Genomic DNA, 21,243 nt, shown 5'->3' on the forward strand with positions numbered 1-21,243 from the left:
AAGTGGGTCGCAACGTGGGTGCACGGGAACTGGCTGCGGACGTGCCGGGGCAGGTGTCGCGCGCCCTGGCGCCCGCCGCACCGCCCGCCACCGGCGCGTGGCGCGAGGGGGACCCGGTCGGGCACCGGCGCTTCGCCGACGTCGGTGACCTCCCGCTGCAGCTCGGCGGGGTGCTGCCCCAGGTCCGGCTCGCGTACGAGACGTGGGGCACGCTCGCGCCGGACGGGTCCAACGCCGTCCTCGTCGAGCACGCCCTGACCGGGGACTCCCACGTCACGGGCGAGGCCGGACCGGGCCACCCGACCGCCGGCTGGTGGTCGGCGCTCGTCGGCCCCGGCAGGGCGCTCGACACCGACCGCTGGTTCGTCGTCGCGGCCAACGTCGTCGGCGGCTGCCAGGGCAGCACGGGTCCGTCCTCGCCGCGGCCGGGCACGTCCCGGCCGTGGGGGTCGGCCTTCCCGCGCCTGACGGTCGCCGACCAGGTCGCGGCCGAGGTCCGCCTCGCCGACCACCTCGGCATCGCCCGGTTCGCCGCGGTCCTGGGCGGGTCGATGGGCGGCATGCGGTCGCTGGAGTGGGCTGCGGCGCAACCGGACCGCGTCGGCGCCGCGCTCGTGCTGGCCTCGGCCGCGGCCTCCAGCGCCGACCAGATCGGCGGGCAGTCCGCCCAGATCACGGCCGTCGTCTCCGACCCCGGCTGGCGCGGGGGCGACTACCACGACGCCCCCGACGGGCAGGGCCCGCACACCGGCCTCGGCCTGGCCCGGCGGCTCGCGCACCTGTCGTACCGGACGGCCGCGGAGCTCGACGTCCGCTTCGGCCGGGACGCCCAGTTCGGCGAGGACCCGCTGGACCCGAGCGCGCCGGGACGCTACGCGGTCCAGAGCTACCTCGACCACCACGCCGACAAGCTGGTCCGCCGCTTCGACGCCGGTTCCTACGTCGCGCTCACCGACGCCATGAACACGTGGGACGTGGGCCTGGGCCGCGGCGGGACGGAGGCGGCGCTCGCGGCCCTGCGGACGCCCCTGGTCGTGGTGGCGGTCGACTCGGACCGGCTCTACCCCGTCGCCGACTCCCGTCGCATCGTCGACGCGGCCCCGTCGGTCGTGGGGGGTCTGCGCGTCGTCACCTCGACGTCGGGCCACGACGGGTTCCTGCTCGAGGCCGACCAGATCGCCCCGGTCGTCACCGAGACCCTGGAGCTGGGCCGCCGCGGCTGAGGCGGACCCCGACGACGCAGCCCGCCGCGGCGGCGAGGAGCACGAGCCCGGCGACGGCCGCGAGCAGCCCCCACCCCTGACCGGAGGTCAGCAGCACCGTGCCGCCCTGGAACGGGGTGGGGCAGCCCGGCGCCGCGATCCAGCCGAAGTCGAACGTCCGGGGCCGCAGCAGGACGGCGGCGCCGGCCGCCAGCAGCACCGCCCCGGCGACCGTCAGCAGGACGAGCGGGATCCTCGGGGTGTGCACCGGGTCACGTTCCCACGGCCGGGTCAGGCCGATCGCGATCACGCCGATGGAACGTTCGTGCGCACAGTGCTGGACCTCCCCGTCAAGACCAAGATCTTCGCCCTCATCGCCCTGATGGCGGTGGTCTCCGTCGTCATCGGCGCCGTGGGGGTGTCCCGCGTCCTGGAGCTCCGCTCGGACATGGCGAACACCCAGCGCCTGCACGTCGCACCCCGCACCCACCTCACCGACGCGCAGCGCTGGTTCCAGGCGACGAAGACCCGCGTCATCGAGTACGGGCCCGTCGCCGAGGCCGACCGCGCGAAGATCCTGCAGGAGCAGGACGAGTACCGCGCCAAGCTCGAGGCGTCCCTCGCGGCCTACCAGCCGTTCGTCGTCGACGGCGCCTCGATGGCCGACGCGCAGCAGCAGCTCACGGCCTACTGGGCCGCGTTCGACGCCATCAAGCCTGTCGCCGACCAGGGCCCGCTGGCCTACGAGGCCGCGTACATCGAGCAGGTCCGCGGCATCACCACGACGTTCCTCAACGACGTCGCCGCGGAGCTCGACAAGCAGACCGAGCTGGGCAACGCGGCCGTCGCCCGCGCCGACCGCGCGGCGGGGACGGCCGTCACGGTCATCGTCGTCGTGGGGGTCCTCGGCCTGCTGCTGAGCGGGGTCCTCGCCACGGTCGTCGGGTCGACGATCGTGCGCCGCATCCACCGCCTGCGCGAGTCCGCCCTGTCGCTGGCCGAGGGCGACCTCACCCACGACGTGACCGTGGACTCCCGCGACGAACTGGGCGTCACCGCCGGCGCGCTGAACACCGCGCTGGGGAACCTGCGCTCGCTGCTGAGCGCCGTGGGCCACTCCTCGACCGCGGTGTCCGCGGCCGCCGAGGAGATGACCGCGACCGCGGCCGGCATCGCCGACTCCGCCCACCGGACGTCCACGCAGGCCCAGGTCGTCGCCTCCGCCGCCCACGAGGTGTCGACGAACCTGCAGACCGTCGCGGCCAGCGCCGAGGAGATGGGTGCCTCGATCGCCGAGATCTCCGGCGGCACCACCGAGGTCGCCCGCGTCGCCGGGACGGCCGTGGCGATCGCGGACTCCACGAACAGCACGGTGTCGGCGCTGGGGGAGAGTTCCCGCGAGATCGGCAACGTCATCAAGGTCATCACCGCGATCGCGGAGCAGACGAACCTGCTGGCGCTCAACGCGACCATCGAGGCGGCCCGCGCGGGCGACGCCGGCAAGGGTTTCGCCGTCGTCGCCGGCGAGGTCAAGGAACTGTCGGTGCAGACCGCGCAGGCCACCGAGGACATCGCCCGCCGGGTCCAGCGGATCCAGGAGGACGCGACGTCCGCGGCGTCCGCCATCGGCGAGATCGTCGACGTCATCACGCAGATCTCCGACCACCAGGGCACCATCGCCTCGGCCGTGGAGGAGCAGACCGCGACGACGGCGGAGATGAACCGCAACGTCGCCGACGCCGCCCTGGGGTCCGGTCAGATCGCCGAGAACGTCGGCTCCGTCGCCGAGGCCGCGTCGGTGACGAGCGAGGGCGTCGCCCAGACCCGCGCCGCGGTCTCGGAGTTGTCGAGCATGGCCGTGCAGCTGCGCGAGCAGGTCGCCCGCTTCCGCGTCTAGGACCCCCGGCTGCGGCGACGGCTCCCCGGGACAGCCGAACGCCCCGACCCTTCTGCAGGGTCGGGGCGTCCGGGTCCTCGGGGCCGGTCGGGTCAGGGGACGGTGACCGGCGTCTTCTGCTCCTGCTGCGCCGGGGCGTTGTGCGCCGGGTCCATCGACGTCTCGTCGAACGGACGGTTCCCGGCCAGGACCGCGGAGAGCTGCTCGCGGTCCAGCGTGCGGCTCCAGGTGGCGATGACGAGGGTTCCGACCGTGTTCCCGATGAAGTTCGTCACCGCGCGGGCCTCGGACATGAACCGGTCGATGCCGACGATGAGGCCGACGCCGTCGAGCAGGGCGGGCTTGTGGGCGGCGAGACCGCCGGCCAGCGTGGCGAGCCCGGCGCCGGAGACCCCGGCCGCGCCCTTGGAGGCCACGACCATGAACAGCAGCAGCGAGACCTGCTCGGGGATCGACAGCGGGTCGCCGAGCGAGGTGGCGATGAACAGCGAGGCCATCGTCAGGTAGATCGCGGTGCCGTCGAGGTTGAAGGAGTACCCGGTCGGGACGACGATGCCGACGGTCGACTTCGAGACGCCGGCGTGCTCCATCTTGGCGATGAGGCGGGGCAGCGCGGTCTCGGAGCTGGACGTGGAGACGATGAGCAGGATCTCGCGGGCCACGTACTTCAGGACCTTGAACAGCGAGATCTTCGCGACGACCCGCAGCAGCAGGCCGAGGACGATGAAGATGAACAGCGCGCAGGTCAGGTAGAACCCGATCATGACGATCGCGAGCGCCTTCAGCGCCTCGACGCCCGTCTCGCCGACGACGGCCGCGATGGCGCCGAACGCCCCGACCGGCGCGGCCCACATGACCATCGCGAGGACCTTGAAGACGATCTTCTTGATGGCCTCGATGGCGACGAGGGCCTTCTGGCCGGTCTCGCCGAGGCCCTGGATCGCGAACCCGACGAGGAGGGCGACGAACAGCGCCTCGAGGACCGAGCCGTCGGTGAGGGCCGAGGGCAGCGAGGTCGGGATGATGCCGAGCAGGAACTCGGTGGTGCCGCCGCTCTCGCCCGCCTTCTCGGCGAGCTCAGCGCCCTGGCCGCGCAGCGCGTCGGTCAGCTGAAGGTTGGTGGTCGGCAGCAGGTTCCCGACGACGAGGCCGATGACGAGCGCGAAACCGCTCATCACGAGGAAGTACAGCAGGGCGACCCCGCCGACCCGGCCGACCTGCGCGGCCTGCCGGACCGAGCCGATGCCGAGGACGATGGTGCAGAAGATGACCGGCGCGATCATCATCTTCACCAGGGCGACGAAGCCCGTCCCGAGCGGCTTGAGCTCCTTGCCGAGGTCGGGCGCCAGCAGCCCCACGGCGATGCCGGCGGCCACCGCGACGATCACGGCGATGTACAGGAAGTGCGTGCGGTCGCGCTTCCTGGCGACCTGCGGAGTGGAGAACGGCGAAGCGGAGTTCTGAGCGCCTGTGCTCATGGGACCCTCTCGGTGACGTCCGGGAACTGCTGGCTGAAGGACTGGGGTGATGGTGCTCACAGGTGGTCGGACCGGTCGCGCTTCCGGTCGTTTCGTTCACGTCCCCGCGGCCGCGGGGACGGGGAGCCCGCGGCGCCGCCGGCACTGGACGCTCGCCTCCCGCGTCCTCGTCCTGCAGCTGCTCGTCGTGGGCATCGTCCTGGTGGCGGCGACGGCGGCCCTGGGCTGGCAGCTGCGCACCGACACCCGCCGCGACGCCACGACCCAGGTCGCCGACGTGGCCGCGGCCGTGGCGCAGGCCCCGGACGTCCGCGACGGGCTCGCCGATCCCGCGACGGCGGACCGGGCGGGCATCCAGCAGCACGTCGAGGACGTCCGCCGGGCGACGGGCGTCTACTTCATCACCGTCATGGACCGCGACAAGGTCCGGTGGACGCACCCGGACCCCTCCCGCATCGGGCAGACGTTCGTCGGCAACGCCGACGCGGCCCTGGCCGGCGGGGAGGTCGTGGAGACCTACACGGGCACCCTCGGGCCGTCGGTGCGGGCCGTCCTGCCGGTGCGCGGGCCCGACGGCACCGTCGTCGGCGCCGTCGCGGCGGGGGTGGCGACCGGGTCGGTCACCCAGGCGCTCGTGGACCGGCTGCCCGTCCTCGTGCTGGCCCTGGCCCTGGCCCTCGCGCTGTCCCTCGTCGGCAGCTGGGCACTGTCGCGGTGGGTGCGCCGCCGCACCCACGGCCTCGAACCGGCCGACCTGACCCGCATGTGGGAGGTCAACGACGCCGTCCTGCACTCCCTGCGCGAGGGGCTCGTCGTCGTGGACCCCTCCGGGCACGTGCAGGTGGCCAACGACGAGGCGCGGCGGCTGCTGCCGACCGGTGAGGGCGGCGAGCTGGAGCTCGGTCCCGCGCTCACCCGGTTGCTGGAGGCCGGCGAGGACGTCGTCGACGACGTGCAGGTGACCGACGACCGCGTCCTCGTCGTCAGCCGGCTCGACGCGCACTGGGAGGGCCGCCGGGTCGGCACGGTGGTGACGCTGCGCGACCACACCGAGCTGCAGGCCCTGACGCGCGACCTCGACGCCGTGCGCGCCCTGGCCGAGGCGCTGCGGTCCCAGGCCCACGAGTCGGCGAACCGGCTGCACGTCGTCGTGACCCTCGTCGAGCAGGGGCAGCCCGACCGTGCCGTCGAGTTCGCGACGGCGGAACTGGCTGCGGCGCAGCAGCTCACGGACCTCGTCGTCGCGGACGTGGCCGATCCGGCCGTCGCGGCGCTCCTCATCGGCAAGTCCGCCCAGGCGGCCGAGCGGGGGGTCGAGCTGGAGGTCGAACCCGACACCGCCCTGGCCGAGGGGCTGCTCCCGGCGCGCGACCTCGTGACGGTCGTCGGCAACCTCGTCGACAACGCCGTCGAGGCCGCGCTGGAGGCCCCCGGACCGCGCTGGGTCCGCGTCCGCATCACCGCCCCGGCCGGCCGGGTCGAGGTGCGCGTCACCGATTCCGGCGAGGGGCTCGGCGCGGCGGGGCTCGAGCGCGCGATGCAGCGCGGCTGGTCGCGCAAGGAGCACCGGTTGTCCCCCGAGGGGGCGCACGGTCTCGGGCTCGCGCTGGTGGGGCAGGTCGTCCGGCGGCACGGTGGGACGGTGCGCGTGGAGGAACCCGTGACGCTCGACGACGGCGGCGGGACGGTCGTGGTCGACCTGCCGGTCCGGGTCGCGGTGACCCGGTGATCCGCGTCCTCGTCGTCGAGGACGACCCGCTGCTCGCGGCCGGGCACGCCGACAAGGTCTCCGCCGTGCCCGGGTTCACCGTCGCGGCCGTGGCGAACTCCGGGCGGCAGGCGCTCGCCGCGGTGGGGGCCGCCGGGGAGCGGACGCCCATCGACCTCGTCCTGCTCGACATGACGCTGCCCGACGTCGACGGCCTGCAGGTGCTGCGGGCGCTGCGGGCGGCGGCGGTGCCCGCCGACGTCATCGCGGTGACGGCCGCGCGCGACCCCGCGGTCGTCCGGCAGTCCCTGTCGATGGGCGTCGTGCAGTACCTGCTGAAGCCGTTCACGGCCGCCGCCCTGGAGGAGCGGCTGCGCGCCTACGCGCGGTTCCGCGCCGACGTCGCGGCCGCCTCGGGGGACCACGGCATCGACCAGCAGGCCATCGACGAGGCGCTCTCGCAGCTGCGCACCTCCGCCGTCCCGGCCCGCGGGGTGGCCGGGCCGACGCTGCAGGCCGTCGTCGCTGCGCTGCGGGAAGCGCCTGCGGGACAGGGGCTCTCCGCGGCGGAAGTGGCGGCGGGGACGGGGCTGTCGCGCGTGTCGGCCCGCCGCTACCTCGAGCACCTGACGACGGCGGGACGGGCCCGGCGCGAACCGCGCTACGGCGGGTCCGGGCGGCCCGAGCTGGCCTACCACCCGACGCCCGCGCTCTGAGACCCCGCGCCGGTGCGACGGCCCCGCCGAGGTCGACTCCCCTCCGGTCGACCCCGGCGCGAACGGCCTTTCGCCCCGGCGATGAGGGTATCGACTCCCGTGGGCCCCGAGTTCCGGGACCGGTGGCCTAGGGTGCGGGGCGTGGCAGCAGCGGAGCGCATCACCGACCGGCTCGTGGGACACGGCGAGGGGCCCTGCTGGTCCCCGACGTGGGGAGGTCTGCGCTTCGTCGACCTCTACGAGGGCGACATCGTGACCCTCGGCCCCGACGGGAGCACGTCGCGCAGGCACTACGGGGACGTCGTCGCGATCACCCGGCCGCGCGTCGGCGGGGGAGCGGTCGTCGCCGTCGAGCGCGGCATCGTCCTCGAGGACGCCGACGGCGAGCTGACCCGCCTGCCCGAGCTGTGGGGTCCGCGCGTGCGGATCCGCATGAACGAGGGCGGCTGCGACCCCGACGGCCGCTTCTACGCCGGGAACATGGCCTACGACCAGGCCGACGGGAAGGGCGAGGGTCGCGGCGCGGTTTTCCGCATGGACGCCGACCGGAACGTCGAGGTCGTGGTCGAGCACGTGACGATCTCCAACGGCCTCGGCTGGAGCCCGGACGGGACCCTGGCGTACTACAACGACACCGCCACCGGCCGCACCGACGTCTTCGACTACTCCCGCGACGGTGGGCTGACGAACCGCCGCCCGTTCGCCCAGGTCAACGACGAGAGCGGGACCAACCGCCCCGACGGGCTGTGCGTCGACGCCGAGGGCGGGGTGTGGATGGGCCTGTTCGGCGGGTCCGCCGTCCGCCGCTACGCCCCCGACGGCACGCTGGACGCCGTCGTCGAGGTCGGCGCCCGGCAGGTCACGGCCTGCACCTTCGGCGGGGACGACTACTCCGAGCTGTTCATCACGACGTCGCGCGAGGGCCTCGCGGACGACGACGACCCCGCGGCCGGGAGCATCTTCCGGTACGTGCCGGGCGTGCAGGGGATGCCGGCGCTGCCCTACGCGGGCTGACGGCGTCCCCGGGGGTTCAGCAGCGGACGACGCGGACGAGGGACTCGGCGACGACGAGGTCGCTGGTCCTCGTCACGTCGACGCAGTCGCCGGGGCGCAGCCCGGCCAGGGCGAGGTGCTCGACGTGCTCGCGGTCCAGGCAGACGTCGTGCCCGGAGGTGGTGAGGCACACCTCGTCGGTGCGGGCGCTCGTCACGGTGCCGGCGGTCGTCGTCGGTGCGGGCTGGCGCAGCAGGACCGTCCCGGCGAACGCGACGAGCGCGGCCATCACGAGGACGGGCACCACCCGACCGAGCCTGCGCTTGTGCACATGGGGTCATCGACCCCTGGGACGACCCGCTTGAGGTCGGGCCGCGGAGTCAGGCCCCGGGTCAGGCAGGGGTGTGCGCCTCGCGCACGGGCGGTTCGGGGGCGGGGGACCCGCCGTCGTGGCGTCCCTCGGCCTCGTCGCGCAGGCGCTGGGAGAACTCCTCGGCCATCATCAGCCGGTCCCGCAGCTTCTCCACGCGCGCCTCGGCGGCCTGCCGGAACTCGTCGAGCTTGGCGAACAGCTCCTCGCGGGGCGTCTGCGAGGGGACGCGGCCGTCGAGGGCGTCGAGGACGGACAGCAGCTCCCGCATCTCGTCCAGGGAGAAGTCCAGCGGCTTCATGCGCTTGAGGACGAGGAGCCGGTAGACGTCCATCTCGGTGTAGAGGCGGAACCCGCCGGGCGTGCGCTGGGTCGGGGTGACCAGGCCCATCTCGTCGTAGTAGCGGATGGTGCGGAAGCTGTACCCGACCCGCTCGACGACCTCGCCGATCTGCATGAGTCCCGACACCACTACCCCCTGCTCGTCGGCCCGTCGTCGTCACGACGACAGTCGATCGTAACGGTCGGGGCACGTCGGGACGGCACCCTCGGCGTCGTCTCACCCGTTCGTTCGCGCAACCGACCGCGCGCCAGGTGTTCCCAGCGGGGCGGGTGGTGGCTACTCTTCACGCTGTGACGGGTCTGACTACTCTGGGTGACGACTGTGACTGAGCGCACCACCCGCCGGACGCTGCTGCTGGCGTTCGCCTCCGCCGTCCCCGTCGCCGCCCTCGCGGGACTGCAGGGGTCCGCGGCCGCCGACCCCGTCTACCCCAGCCAGGGCGACGTCGACGCGGCCCAGTCCGCGGCCGACGCCAAGGCCGCCCAGGTCGCCTCCCTCCAGGCCCAGTTGGCCGCTCAGCAGGACGCGCTCGACGCCGCGCAGACGAAGCTGTCCGTCGCCGCCGAGGACTACGACGAGGCCCGCGCGCTCCTGCAGCAGCGCACCGAGGAGGCCACCGCCGCCCAGGCCGCCGCCGACCGCGCGGCCGCCGCCTACGCCCAGGCCCGCACCGCGCTGGGCCGCGTCGCCTCCGAGCAGTACCGCGGGGTCTCCGACGGGTGGTCCCCGCTGGCCACCGTCGTGACGACCGGCGACATCGAGGGCTACGTCAACGGCCAGGCCACCCTCGACCACGTCGCGGGCAACCGCGCCGACGTCCAGCAGGAGGCCGCCGATGCCAAGGCGCTCGCGCAGTCCACCGCCGCGCAGGCCGCCGCCGCCAAGACGGCGCAGGAGGACGCGACGACGAAGGCCGCCGCCGCCCGCGCCGTCGCCCAGCAGGCCGCCGACGCCGCCAACAGCGTGGTCGCGTCCACGCAGCAGCAGACGGACGCGCTCCTCGCCCAGCTCGCGACGCTGCAGCAGACGACCGTCCAGCTCGAGCAGCAGCGGCAGGCCGGTCTGGAGGCCGAACGTCAGGCCGCCGCGGCCGCCGCCGCCCAGGCCGCGGCGCAGGCGGCCGCGCGCGCCTCCTCCGCCGGCGGGGGGTCGGCCGCCTCCGTCCGCCGGGCCGCCGCCCCGACGGCGGGCGCGGGCACCGCGGTGGACTGGGCGCTCGCCCAGCTCGGCAAGCCGTACGTCTGGGCCGCCGACGGCCCCGACTCCTTCGACTGCTCCGGCCTGACGATGCAGGCCTGGGCCGCGGCGGGCGTCTCGCTGCCGCACTCCTCGCGGATGCAGTACTCCGGCCAGGCCAAGGTCGACCTGGCCGACCTCGCCCCCGGCGACCTCGTGTTCTACGCCACCGACACCTCGAACCCCTCGACCATCCACCACGTCGGGATGGTCATCGCGCCGGGCACGATGGTCGAGGCGCCGCACACCGGCGCGAACGTGCGCACCAGCTCGATCTACCGCTCGGGGCTCATGTCCCTGGGGACCCGCCCCTCCTGACCCGCGGTCCCCGCGCGCCGACCTCGTCGTCGTCGCGCGCGGCCCGGGGGTCGGGCTCGTTGACGCGAAGGGCCGAACCTACCGGCCCGTCGCGTCAACGACATCCCACCGCAGCGGCGTCAGTGGCCGGAAGCGCCCAGCTCGTACGAGGTGCCCTTGGCCCGCTCGAAGCTCGCCTGGATCTCCTTCTCGGCCTCCTCGCGACCGGCCCAGTTGGCGCCCTCGACGCTCTTGCCGGGCTCGAGGTCCTTGTAGGTCTCGAAGAAGTGCTGGATCTCCAGGCGGTCGAACTCGGAGATGTCCGCGAGGTCCTGGATGTTCGCCCAGCGGGGGTCACCCGCGGGGACGGCGAGGATCTTGTCGTCGCCGCCGGCCTCGTCGCGCATGTGGAACAGGCCGATGGCGCGGCAGCTGATGAGGCAACCGGGGAACGTCGGCTCCTCGAGGATGACGAGGACGTCCAGCGGGTCCCCGTCCTCGCCCAGCGTGCCCTCGATGAAGCCGTAGTCGTGCGGGTACCGCGTCGACGTGAAGAGCATGCGGTCCAGGCGGATCCGGCCCGACTCGTGGTCGACCTCGTACTTGTTGCGCTGACCCTTGGGGATCTCGATGGTCGCGTCGAACTCGGCTGGGGTGCTCACGTGGCTCCTCTCGACCGGGGTCGCCCGACCCCGTCCGTCACGGTGTGGTTCGCGGTCGGCCGGAGGACTCCCGGCCGACGGACCGCGCTAGTGTCGCGCAGACAGGGGCTCTGGAACGAACCGGGTGCGACGCGCTGTGCGCCGCCCGTGACGAGCGGGCGAGCCGGAGGACGACGGGGGAGCGGCGTGCGCAGGGTCCGGACCGTCCTGGTCTCCGGCGTCGCCGTCGTGGTCCTCGCCGCCGGGTACGCGGGTCTGGACGTCGCCGGTGCCGTGCCCGGCCCCCTCACCACCACCCCGGCCCCGACCGCGAGCCCCCTGCCGACGGCCCCCGGCGCGCAGCGGCCCCCCGCGTCCCCCACGCCCGTCCTGCCCACCCTGGGCGCGGACGCCCCCGTCCCCGACCCGGCGGTCCTGGCCCGCACGGTCGGTCCGCTGCTCACCGACCCCGCCCTGGGCGCGTCGGTCTCCGCCCGCGTCGTCGACGCGAGCACCGGCCGGGCCCTGCTGGCCACCGCCGAGACCGTCCCGCGCACCCCCGCCTCGACGACGAAGATCCTCACGGCCGTCGCTGCCCTGCGCGCCCTCGGCGACACGACCCGCGTCCAGACCCGGGTCGTCGCCGGCGCCACGCCCGACGAGGTCGTCCTCGTCGCCGGCGGGGACGTCCTGCTCGCGGCCGGGGCGGGCGACCCCGACGCCGTCGACGGTCACGCCGGCCTCGGCGACCTCGCCGCGCAGACGGCCGCGTCCCTGCGCGCCGCGGGCCGCACGACGGTCGCCGTCCGCCTCGACGACGGGCTGTTCACCGGTCCCACGACGTCGCCCGGCTGGGGCGCCGGCGACGTCGGCGCCGGGTTCGTCATGCCCATCGCGCCGCTCGCGGTCGACGAGGCCCGGCTCGCCGACGCCGAGAACGCCCCGCGCGCGGCCGACCCGGCGATGGCCGCGGCCCGCACGTTCGCGCAGGCCCTCGCCGCCGACGGCATCACCGTCCTGGACCCCGGCGGTGGTCCCGTCGTCCGGGCCGCGGCCCCGCCGGGCGCCACGGTGCTCGGTTCCGTCGCGTCGGCGACCACGTCCGAGCAGGTCGAGCTCATGCTCACCGCCAGCGACAACACCCTCGCCGAGGTCCTCGCCCGCCGCGTCGCGCTGGCGACCGACCGGCCGGGCACCTTCGACGACGCGTCCGCGGCCGTCGTCGAGGAGGTCGCGGCCCTCGGCGTCGACGTCACCGGCGTCCAGCTGCAGGGGGCCAGCGGGCTCGGCCGCGACACCCGCATCACGGCCCGGGCGCTCACCGACGTCCTGTCGCTCATCGCCGCCGGCGAGCACCCCGAGCTGGGACCCGTCGCGGCCGGGCTGCCGGTGGCCGGCGTGACGGGCACGCTGCACGACCGCTACGACCAGCCCGACTCCACCGCCGCCGCCGGGGTCGTCCGCGCCAAGACCGGCACGCTGACCGGCGTGAGCAGCCTCGCCGGGTTCCTGCGCGACGCCGACGGGCGGCTGCTGGCCTTCGCGGTGATGTCCGACAGCGTCGCCCCGGGCGGCTCCGTCCTCGCCCGCCGCGCCCAGGACCGGTTCGCGACGGCGCTCGCGGGGTGCGGCTGCCGCTAGGCGCCGTCCCGCCGGTCGGTGGGGGCACGGGGTGACCCTGCGCCCGTTGACCGGGCACAGGGTGGCCCCGTGCCCGAACGTGCGTGGGCGGCTGTCCCGTGCCCGGTCCCGCGCGCGGGCCGCCGCCGCGTACGGTGCGGGCATGCACGCACGCGGTGACGAGGCGGTCGGGGACGGGCCGGCGGTGACCCAGCTCCGGACCGGGGTCGACGACGGTGGTCCGGACGTCCAGCTCGAGGGCCGGTCCGTCGTGGACCTGGTCGACTTCGACCTCGCCGCCCAGGTCGCCGGCCGCCTCGTCGGCCCCGGCCCGAAGCTGAGCCGCACCGAGATCGACGACGTCGTCGCCGAGCTGCGCACCGCGGCCGCCGAGGCCGCCGGACCCGTCGCGAGCACCGCGCACCTGCCCTCGCCCGAGCCCATGCCGCCGGCCCTCGTCGTCGACCGCGCCTCGTGGGCGCAGGCCAACGTCGACGCCTTCCGCGCGCTGCTGGCGCCCGTCGTCGTCCCGCACCGTCCCGGCTCGCCCCCCGGCCGCGCGGGGCAGGCCGTCGACCGCGCCACCACGGCCGTCGGGCGGCGCACGACCGGCGCCGAGCTCGGCAGCCTCATCGCGTTCCTGTCCAGCCGCGTCCTCGGGCAGTTCGACGTCTTCGCCGGGCTCGACGCCCCCGACGGCCGGGTGGAACCGGGTCGGCTGCTGCTCGTCGCGCCCAACGTCGTGCAGGTCGAACGCGACCTCGGCGTCGACCCGCACGACTTCCGCCGCTGGGTCTGCCTGCACGAGGAGGCGCACCGGCTGCAGTTCGGGGCGCACCCGTGGTTGCGCGAGCACGTCACCGCGGAGGCGCGCGGGCTGTCCGGGGAGCTGCTGGCCCAGCCGCGCGACCTGACCGAACGCCTCGCCGGTGTCCTGCAGTCGCTGCCGGACGTCCTGCGCGGCACGGCGGAGGGGTCCGGGATCGGCCTGGCCGACCTCCTGCAGACGCCCGCCCAGCGCGAACGCGTGTCCCGGCTCGTCGCCGTCATGTCGCTGCTCGAGGGCCACGCCGACGTCGTCATGGACGACGTCGGTCCCCAGGTCGTGCCGAGCGTGGCGACCATCCGGTCCCGCTTCACCCAGCGCCGCAAGGGCGGTGGCAGCCTCGACCAGGTCCTGCGCCGGCTGCTCGGCCTCGACGCCAAGACCCGCCAGTACGCCGACGGGGCCAAGTTCGTCCGCGGGGTCGTCGGCCGGGTCGGCTGGGACGGGCTCAACGCCGTGTGGACGGGGCCCGAGCAGCTGCCGCGACCGGCCGAGATCGCCGACCCCGCCGCCTGGGTCACCCGCGTCCACGGCTGAGCCGTGAGCGGACCCCCGGCGGCCGTCGCGGCCGTGCGGGTCGCCGTCCGGCACTGCCTGCGGGACCTGCCGCCCGGGCCGGTGCTCGTCGCCTGCTCGGGCGGGGCCGACTCGCTCGCCCTGGCCGCCGCCACGGCGTTCGAGGCGCGGACCGCCGGACGCCCGGCGGGGCTCGTCACCGTCGACCACGGCCTGCACCCGGACTCGGCCGCCGTCGCCGACCGCGTCGTCGCGCTCGGGCACGCGCTCGGGCTCGACCCGGTCCGCGCGGTCCGGGTCGCGGTGGGCCGGACGGGTGGTCTCGAGGCGGCCGCCCGGACCGCCCGGTACGCCGCGCTGGAGTCCGTCGCCGCCGACGTGGGGGCCGTCGCCGTGCTGCTGGCGCACACCCTCGACGACCAGGCCGAGACCGTGCTGCTCGGACTGGCCCGGGGGTCCGGGACGCGGTCCCTGGCCGGGATGGCCGCCGCCCGCGGACTCCTCCACCGACCCCTGCTCGGTGTGGCCCGCGAGACCGTCCGGCAGGCCTGCGCGGACGAGGACCTGCCCGTGTGGGAGGACCCCGCCAACGCCGACGACCGGTTCCTGCGGGTGCGGGTGCGCCGCGACGTGCTGCCGCTGCTGGAGTCCGCGCTGGGTCCCGGGGTCGCCGCCGCCCTGGCCCGGACGGCCCGCGCCGCCCGCGACGACGCCGATGCGCTCGACGCCCTGGCCGCGCAGGCCGACCCCTTCGCCGACGGGTCGGCGGCCGTCGAGGACCTCCTCGCCGCCCCGGCCGCTCTGCGCCGGCGGTGGCTGCGGTCGGCGGCGCTCGCCGTCGGGTGTTCCGCGAGCGCACTCACGGCGGGGCACGTCGACGCGCTCGAGGCGCTGCTGCTGGACTGGCGCGGGCAGGGGCCCGTGCACCTGCCGGGCGGTGCGGAGGGCGCCCGCGCGTGTGGCAGGCTCGTGCTCACCCCCCACCCAGACAGATGACCCACGGGAGACTTGCGTGGACGCCGCCACCGCCGGGACCGACCTCGAGCACGTCCTGCTGAGCCGGGAGCAGGTGGCGACCCGCATCGCCGAGCTCGCCGCCGAGCTCGACCGCGACTACGCCGACAAGGACGTCCTGCTCGTCGGCGTCCTCAAGGGCGCGGTCATGGTCATGGCCGACCTCTCGCGCGCCATGAGCATCCCGCTGTCGATGGACTTCATGGCCGTCAGCTCCTACGGCTCGGGCACCAAGAGCTCCGGCGTCGTCCGGATCCTCAAGGACCTCGACACCGACATCTCCGGCCGCCACGTGCTCGTCGTCGAGGACATCATCGACTCCGGGCTCACGCTGTCCTGGCTGCTGGCGAACCTGTCCTCCCGCGGCCCGGCCTCGGTCAAGGTGTGCGCGCTGCTGCGCAAGCCCGAGGCCGCCAAGGTCGAGGTCGACGTGTCCTACATCGGCTACGACATCCCCAACGAGTTCGTCGTCGGCTACGGCCTGGACTTCGCGGACAAGTACCGCAACCTGGACTGCGTCGCGACCCTGGCGCCGCACGTCTACAGCTGAGGTCGGTCGGGCTCCCGTGGCATCCTGATCGAAGGCTCCACAGCGTCGGAGGAGGCAGCGATGAGCACCACCGTCGAACGGTCTGCGCCCCGAACCGTCGTGGCACACGGTGACGCGCTGGACGACTGGCTCGCCGAGCGGCGCCGGCTGGGGCAGGACAGCCGCGACGAGGTCTGGGACGGGGTCTACCACGTGGTTCCGCACGCGCACAGCAGCCACGGACGGCTGGCGTACCGGCTCGGCATCGCGCTCGCCGCCCCGGCGGCCGAGCGGGGGCTGTCCCCCATGGGGGAGTTCAACCTCGGAACCGGGGACCGCGACTATCGGGTGCCCGACATGGGATGGACGTCCACACCCCTGGAGGAGTCGACCCTCTACGTCCCGTCGGTCGAGGTCGTCGTGGAGTTCGAGTCCCCCGGCGACGAGACGTGGGCCAAGGTCCCGTACTACTTCGAGCGGAGGGTCGGCGAGGTCTGGGTCGTCACTCCACAGACGTCGTCGGTCCAGGTGCTCTCCGGTCCCGATCGACTGGAGCAGCGCAGCGCGGTGCTGGGAGTGGGCACGGACGAGGTCGCGGCCGCGCTGGGCTGGCGCTGACGCTCCCTCAGAACCGCAGGACGACCCGCCCCTCGTTGTCCGGGTCGACGGCGGCGCCCGTGACGAGCTTCGCGATCTGCGGCTGCCGCAGGTACGTCAGCACCCGCGCGCGCAGCTTGCCCTCACCCTTGCCGCAGATGATCTCCGCGCTCGGCTCGCCGCTGGCGGCCGCGCGCAGGACGAACGTCCGCAGGGTGGTGTCGATGTCCCGGGTGTTGCGGAACACGGAGTGCAGGTCGACGGACATCACGCCGCCCACTCTGCACCTCACCCGATGCGCGCGAGCACCTCACCCGCGCCGATCGCGGTGCCCTCCGAGGTGACCCGCCGCAGCGTCCCCGCCCGGTGGGCGGTGAGACGCGCCTCCATCTTCATCGCCTCCACGACGGCGACGTCCTGACCCGCCGCGACCTCCGCCCCGTCCTCGACGAGCCAGCTCGTCAGCGTCCCGGGGGCTGAGGCGGTGAGGGCGTCCTCCTCCGGACCGGTGTCCTCCACAGCGGCGGGGGCGACGGAGCCGAGCGCGGCGAGGAACTCCGCGGGCAGCCCGACGGTCGCCATCCGCCCGTCGATCTCGACGGGGAAGCGGCGCAACGCCGGCGCGGTGACCGGCGCCGGGCGCAGCTGCGGTTCCAGTCGCGGCATGAGCTCGGACTCGATCCACTGCGTGTGGACGGCGAAACCGTCGGTCGAGAAGTCCGGTTCGTCGACGACGGCGCGGGCGAACGGCAGCACGGTCGCGATGCCGGTGACGTGGAACTCCGCCAGCGCGCGGCGGGCGCGGGCCAGCGCGGTGTCGCGGTCGGCGGCGTGGACGAGCAGCTTCCCGGCGAGGGAGTCGAACGCGGCCTGGACGGTGTCGCCGGCCTCGACCCCGCCGTCCCACCGCACGCCCGGACCCGAGGGCACCCGCAGCTCCTCGACCCGGCCTGCGCTGGGCAGGAACCCCCGGCCCGGGTCCTCGGCGTTGACTCGGAACTCGAACGCGTGGCCCCGCGGCTCGGGCGTCGTGAGGAAGGACGGCCCGGACCCCTCGGCGATGCGGAACTGCTCGCGCACCAGGTCGGTCCCCGTGACCAGTTCGGTGACGGGGTGCTCGACCTGCAGGCGGGTGTTCACCTCGCAGAACGACAACGTGCCGTCCGCGCCGAGCAGGAACTCCACGGTCCCCGCGCCGCGGTACTGCACCGCGGCGCAGATGTCGCGGGCCGCGCGGTGGACGGTCTCGCGCTGCTCGGCGGTGAGGCCGGGGGCGGGCGCCTCCTCGACGAGCTTCTGGTTCCGGCGCTGCAGCGAGCAGTCCCGGTCCCCGACGACCGTGACGGAACCCCTCCCGTCGCCGAGCACCTGGACCTCCAGGTGCCGGGGGCGGTCGAGGAACTTCTCCACGAAGCACTCACCGCGGCCGAACGCGGCGACGGCCTCGCGGGTCGCGGACTCGAAGGCGTCGGGGATCTCCTCGCGCGTGCGCGCCACCCGCATCCCGCGTCCGCCGCCGCCGTGCGCGGCCTTGACCACGATGGGCAGCCCGAACTCGTCGGCGAACGCCTCCGCCTCCGCGGCATCGGCCAGCGGTCTCGTCGACCCCGGGGCCAGCGGGGCGCCGGCGTCGCGGGCGATGGCGCGCGCCGTCACCTTGTCGCCGAGGGCCTCGATGGTCTCCGGGGCCGGCCCGATCCACGTCAGCCCTGCGGCCTCGACGGCCCGCGCGAACTCCGCGTTCTCGGACAGGAACCCGTAGCCGGGGTGGACGGCGTCAGCACCCGACGTCTCCGCCGCGGCCAGCAGCGCGTCCACGTCCAGGTACGTCTCCGCCGCGGTGGTGCCGGGCAGCGCGACGGCCGCGTCGGCCAGCCGGACGTGCAGGGCGCCGGCGTCCTGGTCGGCGTAGACGGCGACGGACCGCAGCCCCGCCTCGGCGGCGGCGCGGACGACGCGCACGGCGATCTCGCCGCGGTTGGCGATCAGGACGGTCTTCACGACAGCTACCTCCGGTGTTCAGGTGGTCACGGGGCTGCGGGGAAAACACTCTTTCCGCCCTCGGGACGCCCCCACAGGGGCGGAAGGAGTGTTTTCCACGCGGGTCGGGGCTGGGTCAGAGGTCGGCGAAGGGGGCGCGGGAGCGGAAGCGGACGCGGGCGCCGGGGGGCAGCTGACCCACCAGGTCGAGGTGGGCGTCGACGACGGCGCCGATGACGGGGTACCCGCCGGTCAGGGGGTGGTCCGGGCCGAAGAGGACGGGTTGCCCGTCCGGCGGGACCTGGATCGCGCCGGTCACGGCACCCTCGCTGGGCAGTTCCCCGGCGCGGCGGCGTTCCAGCGGCGTTCCCGCCAGGCGGAGGCCGACGCGGTCGGACCGGGGCGTGACCTCCCACTCCTGGGCCAGCAGGGATGCCACCGCCTCGTCGGTGAACCAGTCGGTGCGTGGCCCGAGGACGACGTCGAGCTCGACGACCTGCCCGCGGCGGGGGAGTTCCGCGACGGGGTGCGGGCCGGGGTCGACGGCGTGCGGGGCAGCGGCGGGTCCGTGCAGCGCGAGGCGGTCCCCGGCGGCCAGCGGGCGGGGGCCGACGCCGGACAGCGTGTCGGTGGCCAGCGACCCGAGGGCGGCGGGGACGGCGGGACCTCCGCGGACCGCGACGACCGTGCGCACCCCGGAACGCTGCGCCCCGAGCCGCAGTTCGTCGCCGTCCTCGACGGCCACGGGCTGCGCGGCCGGGACGGGGAGACGCGTTCCGTCCGCCGCCACCACCGACGCGTCGGTGTCCGCCCCGGCCAGGGCGAGCACACCGGCGCCGGTGAAGCGCAGCACGGCCCCGCCCCCGGCGAGTTCCAGGACGGCGGTGCCCGGAGAGTTCCCGACGGCCCGGTTCGCGCACCGCAGCGCACCCCGGTCGGCCGCTCCGGAGGCGGCCACCCCTTCGGCCAGGTGGCCCGGGCGCCCGAGGTCCTGCAGCAGCAGCTGCACCCCCGGGGAGACGACGTCGACCGAGAACGGCGACGCGACGGGTTCCGGATCCGGCGCCCGGAGCACCACGAGGTCCCGCTCGACCTGCTGGAACCGGACCGTCGTGCCCGGCCCGAACAGCGCGGGCGGGTCGCGGTCGATGTCCCACATGACCGCGTCGGTGCGGCCGATCAGCTGCCAGCCTCCCGGGCTCTCCCGCGGGTAGACGCCGGAGAACGTCCCGGCCAGGCCGACGGAACCGGCGGGGATCCGGGTGCGCGGGGACGACCGCCGCGGGACGTCGAACAGCGGGTCGTCCCCGACGAGGTACCCGAAACCCGGTGCGTACCCCGTGAACGCGACCGTCCACGTCGCGGCCTGGTGGCGCCGGACGAGTTCCTCGCCGGAGCACCCCAGCAACCCCGCGACCTCGTCCAGGTCCTGCCCGTCGTAGCGGACGTCGAGGGTCACCGACCGGCCCGAGGCGACGAGTTCTTTCGACGGTTCCACCGCCCGCACCCGGTCGACGACGTCGGCGGGGGACGTGGCCCGCGGGTCGAGCACGAGCAGGATCGTGCGCGCCGCCGGGACGACCTCCCGGACCCCCGGCAGGTCGGCGGCGAGCAGCGCGGTGAACAACCGCGTCGTCTCGTCGAGGTCGCTCAGTTCCACCACCACGGCGGTGTCGGAGGCGGGCAGGAACCTCACGACGGGAGCCCCGTGTCGTACTCGCGGTCCAGGACGTCCGTGACGAACATGTGCCCCGGCGCGTGGGTGATCGCGAACGGCGGGCGCGAGGCCAGCACCGCGGCCTGCGGCGTCACCCCGCACGCCCAGAACACCGGCACCTCGCCGTCGCGGACGACGGGCGGGTCCCCGAAGTCGGGGGAGTCCAGGGACGAGATCCCCAGTTCCGCCGGGTCCCCGACGTGGACGGGTGCCCCGTGCACGGCGGGGAACCGGCCGGTGATCGCCACGGCGTCGGCGACCCGGTCGGCCGGGACGGGACGCATCGAGACGCCGAGGTCGCCGCGCAACCGGCCGGCGGGCGCGCACGCCCGGTCCGTCCGGTACATGGGGACGTTCCGGTCGAGTTCCTGGTGACGCACGGGGATCCCGGCCTCGAGCAGCGGCGTCTCGAACGTGAAGCTGCACCCGATGAGGAGGGCCACGAGCCCGTCCCAGTACGGCGTCGCGTCGCGGACCTCCTCGACCACCCGCCCGTCGCGGAACACGCGGTAGGCGGGCAGGTCGGTCCGCGCGTCCGACCCCGGCGCGAGCGCCGACTCCACCTGCCCGACCTCCAGGACGTCGAGCACGGGGCAGGGCTGCGGGTTCCGCTGCGCGAACAGCAGCAGGTCGAACGCCCAGTCCGCCGGGACGGCGACGAGGTTGGCCTGCGTGAACCCGGGCGCGACACCGCTGGTGGGTTCCACGTGCCCGGACCGGTAGGCGGCGCGGGCGTCCCGCGCGGCGCGGCGCAGTTCCTCGGGGGCGAGCCGCACCATCAGGCGGCTCGCGCGACGAACGGCGCGATCGTGACCCCGGCGCCGGTGAGCGCGTCGCGGACGGCGCTCGCCATCGCGACCGCGCCCGGGCTGTCGCCGTGGACGCACAGCGACTGCGCCCGCACGGGGACGTCCGTGCCGTCGACCGCCTCCACGACGCCCTCCTCGACGAGCCGCACCATGCGCCGGGCCACGAGGTCGGCGTCGTGCAGCACTGCGCCGGGCTCCTTGCGGGAGACGAGCTGCCCGGCCGGGGTGTAGGCGCGGTCGGCGAACGCCTCGGCCGCCGTCGCGAGCCCGGCGCGGTCGGCGACGTCGAGGGCGACGCCGCCGGCCAGGCCCAGCAGCACCAGCGAGGGGTCGACGGCCCTGACCGCCGCGACCACGACGGCCGCGGTGGCCTCGTCCACGGCCATGGTGTTGTAGAGGGCGCCGTGGGGTTTGACGTAGACCACGGCGTCGCCGGCCGAGCGGGCCAGCGCCCAGACGGCCCCGAGCTGGTACTCGACCTGGGCCTGCAGCGTCGCCGCGGGCAGGTCGAGGCGTTCGCGGCCGAAGTTCTCGTAGTCGCGGTACCCCGGGTGCGCGCCGATCGCGACCCCGGCCCGGGACGCGGCCAGCACGGTCTCGCGGATGCCCTCGGGGCTGCCCGCGTGGAAACCGCACGAGACGTTCGCGCTGCTGACGACGGCGAGCATCGCCGCGTCGTCGGAGACGGGACGGTCGGGGGTGTTCTCCCCGAGGTCGGAGTTCAGGTCGATGGTCGTCACGGGTGTTCCTCCGG

At 75.1% G+C, this 21,243-nt stretch carries 21 protein-coding genes; 11 read left to right on the forward strand and 10 right to left on the reverse strand.

Annotated features, from left to right (window positions below; genetic code table 11):
- The first annotated feature begins 41 nt into the window (after positions 1 to 41).
- Positions 42 to 1,223, forward strand: a complete 1,182-nt coding sequence (metX, locus tag AB1207_RS04615) for a homoserine O-acetyltransferase MetX (protein ID WP_367636926.1) — start codon at positions 42 to 44, stop codon at positions 1,221 to 1,223.
- Here metX and AB1207_RS04620 read toward each other — a convergent pair.
- The gene (locus AB1207_RS04620; RefSeq protein ID WP_367636620.1) at positions 1,189 to 1,470 is read right to left on the reverse strand and encodes a hypothetical protein; all 282 of its coding nucleotides are present in this window, start codon (positions 1,468 to 1,470) and stop codon (positions 1,189 to 1,191) included. The two genes, metX and AB1207_RS04620, sit on opposite strands and share 35 nt — an antisense overlap.
- A 57-nt stretch (positions 1,471 to 1,527) precedes the next feature.
- On the opposite strand from AB1207_RS04620, the gene AB1207_RS04625 reads away from it, so the two are divergent.
- Positions 1,528 to 3,099, forward strand: coding sequence for a methyl-accepting chemotaxis protein (locus AB1207_RS04625; RefSeq protein WP_367636621.1), 1,572 nt, complete (start codon positions 1,528 to 1,530; stop codon positions 3,097 to 3,099).
- 92 nt (positions 3,100 to 3,191) lie between these two features.
- On the opposite strand, the gene AB1207_RS04630 is transcribed toward AB1207_RS04625, so the two are convergent.
- Positions 3,192 to 4,577 carry a cation:dicarboxylate symporter family transporter gene (locus AB1207_RS04630; RefSeq protein ID WP_367636622.1) on the reverse strand — a complete coding sequence of 462 codons (1,386 nt, stop codon included), beginning with the start codon at positions 4,575 to 4,577 and terminating at the stop codon, positions 3,192 to 3,194.
- Between the two features lie 49 nt (positions 4,578 to 4,626).
- Here AB1207_RS04630 and AB1207_RS04635 point away from each other — a divergent pair, with 49 nt between their 5' ends.
- From AB1207_RS04635 to AB1207_RS04645, 3 genes are all read left to right on the forward strand, one after another.
- Positions 4,627 to 6,306 carry a sensor histidine kinase gene (locus AB1207_RS04635; protein WP_367636623.1) on the forward strand — a complete coding sequence of 560 codons (1,680 nt, stop codon included), beginning with the start codon at positions 4,627 to 4,629 and terminating at the stop codon, positions 6,304 to 6,306.
- Positions 6,303 to 7,001, forward strand: a complete 699-nt coding sequence (locus AB1207_RS04640) for a response regulator (protein ID WP_367636624.1) — start codon at positions 6,303 to 6,305, stop codon at positions 6,999 to 7,001. The genes AB1207_RS04635 and AB1207_RS04640 overlap by 4 nt, the downstream gene beginning before the upstream one ends.
- Before the next feature lie 141 nt (positions 7,002 to 7,142).
- Positions 7,143 to 8,015, forward strand: a complete 873-nt coding sequence (locus AB1207_RS04645) for an SMP-30/gluconolactonase/LRE family protein (protein ID WP_367636625.1) — start codon at positions 7,143 to 7,145, stop codon at positions 8,013 to 8,015.
- 16 nt (positions 8,016 to 8,031) lie between these two features.
- Here the strand turns inward: AB1207_RS04645 and AB1207_RS04650 are convergent, their stop codons facing one another.
- Both AB1207_RS04650 and AB1207_RS04655 read right to left on the reverse strand, forming a co-directional pair.
- Positions 8,032 to 8,298 (reverse strand): hypothetical protein, encoded by a 267-nt coding sequence (locus AB1207_RS04650; RefSeq protein ID WP_367636626.1) that lies wholly within the window; start codon positions 8,296 to 8,298, stop codon positions 8,032 to 8,034.
- A gap of 88 nt (positions 8,299 to 8,386) precedes the next feature.
- The gene (locus AB1207_RS04655; protein WP_437178874.1) at positions 8,387 to 8,833 is read right to left on the reverse strand and encodes a MerR family transcriptional regulator; all 447 of its coding nucleotides are present in this window, start codon (positions 8,831 to 8,833) and stop codon (positions 8,387 to 8,389) included.
- Positions 8,834 to 9,028: 195 nt separating this feature from the next.
- Here AB1207_RS04655 and AB1207_RS04660 point away from each other — a divergent pair, with 195 nt between their 5' ends.
- Positions 9,029 to 10,261, forward strand: coding sequence for a C40 family peptidase (locus AB1207_RS04660; RefSeq protein WP_367636628.1), 1,233 nt, complete (start codon positions 9,029 to 9,031; stop codon positions 10,259 to 10,261).
- 119 nt (positions 10,262 to 10,380) lie between these two features.
- On the opposite strand, the gene AB1207_RS04665 is transcribed toward AB1207_RS04660, so the two are convergent.
- Positions 10,381 to 10,902: an inorganic diphosphatase gene (locus tag AB1207_RS04665; RefSeq protein ID WP_367636629.1), complete on the reverse strand. Its 522-nt coding sequence runs from the start codon at positions 10,900 to 10,902 to the stop codon at positions 10,381 to 10,383.
- A 186-nt stretch (positions 10,903 to 11,088) separates the two neighbouring features.
- Here AB1207_RS04665 and dacB point away from each other — a divergent pair, with 186 nt between their 5' ends.
- From dacB to AB1207_RS04690, 5 genes are all read left to right on the forward strand, one after another.
- A complete protein-coding gene (gene dacB, locus AB1207_RS04670; protein WP_367636630.1) occupies positions 11,089 to 12,522 on the forward strand; it encodes a D-alanyl-D-alanine carboxypeptidase/D-alanyl-D-alanine endopeptidase in 1,434 nt (477 codons plus the stop codon).
- A gap of 142 nt (positions 12,523 to 12,664) precedes the next feature.
- A complete protein-coding gene (locus AB1207_RS04675; protein ID WP_367636631.1) occupies positions 12,665 to 13,864 on the forward strand; it encodes a zinc-dependent metalloprotease in 1,200 nt (399 codons plus the stop codon).
- Between the two features lie 3 nt (positions 13,865 to 13,867).
- Positions 13,868 to 14,839, forward strand: a complete 972-nt coding sequence (gene tilS, locus AB1207_RS04680) for a tRNA lysidine(34) synthetase TilS (RefSeq protein WP_367636632.1) — start codon at positions 13,868 to 13,870, stop codon at positions 14,837 to 14,839.
- Positions 14,840 to 14,855: 16 nt separating this feature from the next.
- On the forward strand, positions 14,856 to 15,407 hold the full coding sequence (hpt, locus tag AB1207_RS04685; RefSeq protein WP_367636633.1) for a hypoxanthine phosphoribosyltransferase: 552 nt from the start codon (positions 14,856 to 14,858) through the stop codon (positions 15,405 to 15,407).
- A gap of 60 nt (positions 15,408 to 15,467) precedes the next feature.
- Positions 15,468 to 16,004 carry a Uma2 family endonuclease gene (locus tag AB1207_RS04690; protein ID WP_367636634.1) on the forward strand — a complete coding sequence of 179 codons (537 nt, stop codon included), beginning with the start codon at positions 15,468 to 15,470 and terminating at the stop codon, positions 16,002 to 16,004.
- Between the two features lie 7 nt (positions 16,005 to 16,011).
- Here the strand turns inward: AB1207_RS04690 and AB1207_RS04695 are convergent, their stop codons facing one another.
- The 5 genes from AB1207_RS04695 to AB1207_RS04715 form a co-directional block, all read right to left on the reverse strand.
- The gene (locus AB1207_RS04695; RefSeq protein ID WP_367636927.1) at positions 16,012 to 16,251 is read right to left on the reverse strand and encodes a Smr/MutS family protein; all 240 of its coding nucleotides are present in this window, start codon (positions 16,249 to 16,251) and stop codon (positions 16,012 to 16,014) included.
- Positions 16,252 to 16,271: 20 nt separating this feature from the next.
- The gene (locus AB1207_RS04700) at positions 16,272 to 17,984 is read right to left on the reverse strand and encodes an acetyl/propionyl/methylcrotonyl-CoA carboxylase subunit alpha (protein ID WP_367636635.1); all 1,713 of its coding nucleotides are present in this window, start codon (positions 17,982 to 17,984) and stop codon (positions 16,272 to 16,274) included.
- Positions 17,985 to 18,099: 115 nt separating this feature from the next.
- Positions 18,100 to 19,659: a 5-oxoprolinase subunit B/C family protein gene (locus tag AB1207_RS04705; protein WP_367636636.1), complete on the reverse strand. Its 1,560-nt coding sequence runs from the start codon at positions 19,657 to 19,659 to the stop codon at positions 18,100 to 18,102.
- A complete protein-coding gene (locus tag AB1207_RS04710; protein WP_367636637.1) occupies positions 19,656 to 20,459 on the reverse strand; it encodes a putative hydro-lyase in 804 nt (267 codons plus the stop codon). Before AB1207_RS04710 ends, AB1207_RS04705 begins: the two co-directional genes overlap by 4 nt.
- The gene (locus AB1207_RS04715) at positions 20,459 to 21,229 is read right to left on the reverse strand and encodes a LamB/YcsF family protein (RefSeq protein ID WP_367636638.1); all 771 of its coding nucleotides are present in this window, start codon (positions 21,227 to 21,229) and stop codon (positions 20,459 to 20,461) included. Before AB1207_RS04715 ends, AB1207_RS04710 begins: the two co-directional genes overlap by 1 nt.
- Positions 21,230 to 21,243: the final 14 nt, after the last annotated feature.

Origin of the sequence: Kineococcus endophyticus, assembly GCF_040796495.1 — a bacterium.
GTDB lineage: Bacteria > Actinomycetota > Actinomycetes > Actinomycetales > Kineococcaceae > Kineococcus > Kineococcus endophyticus.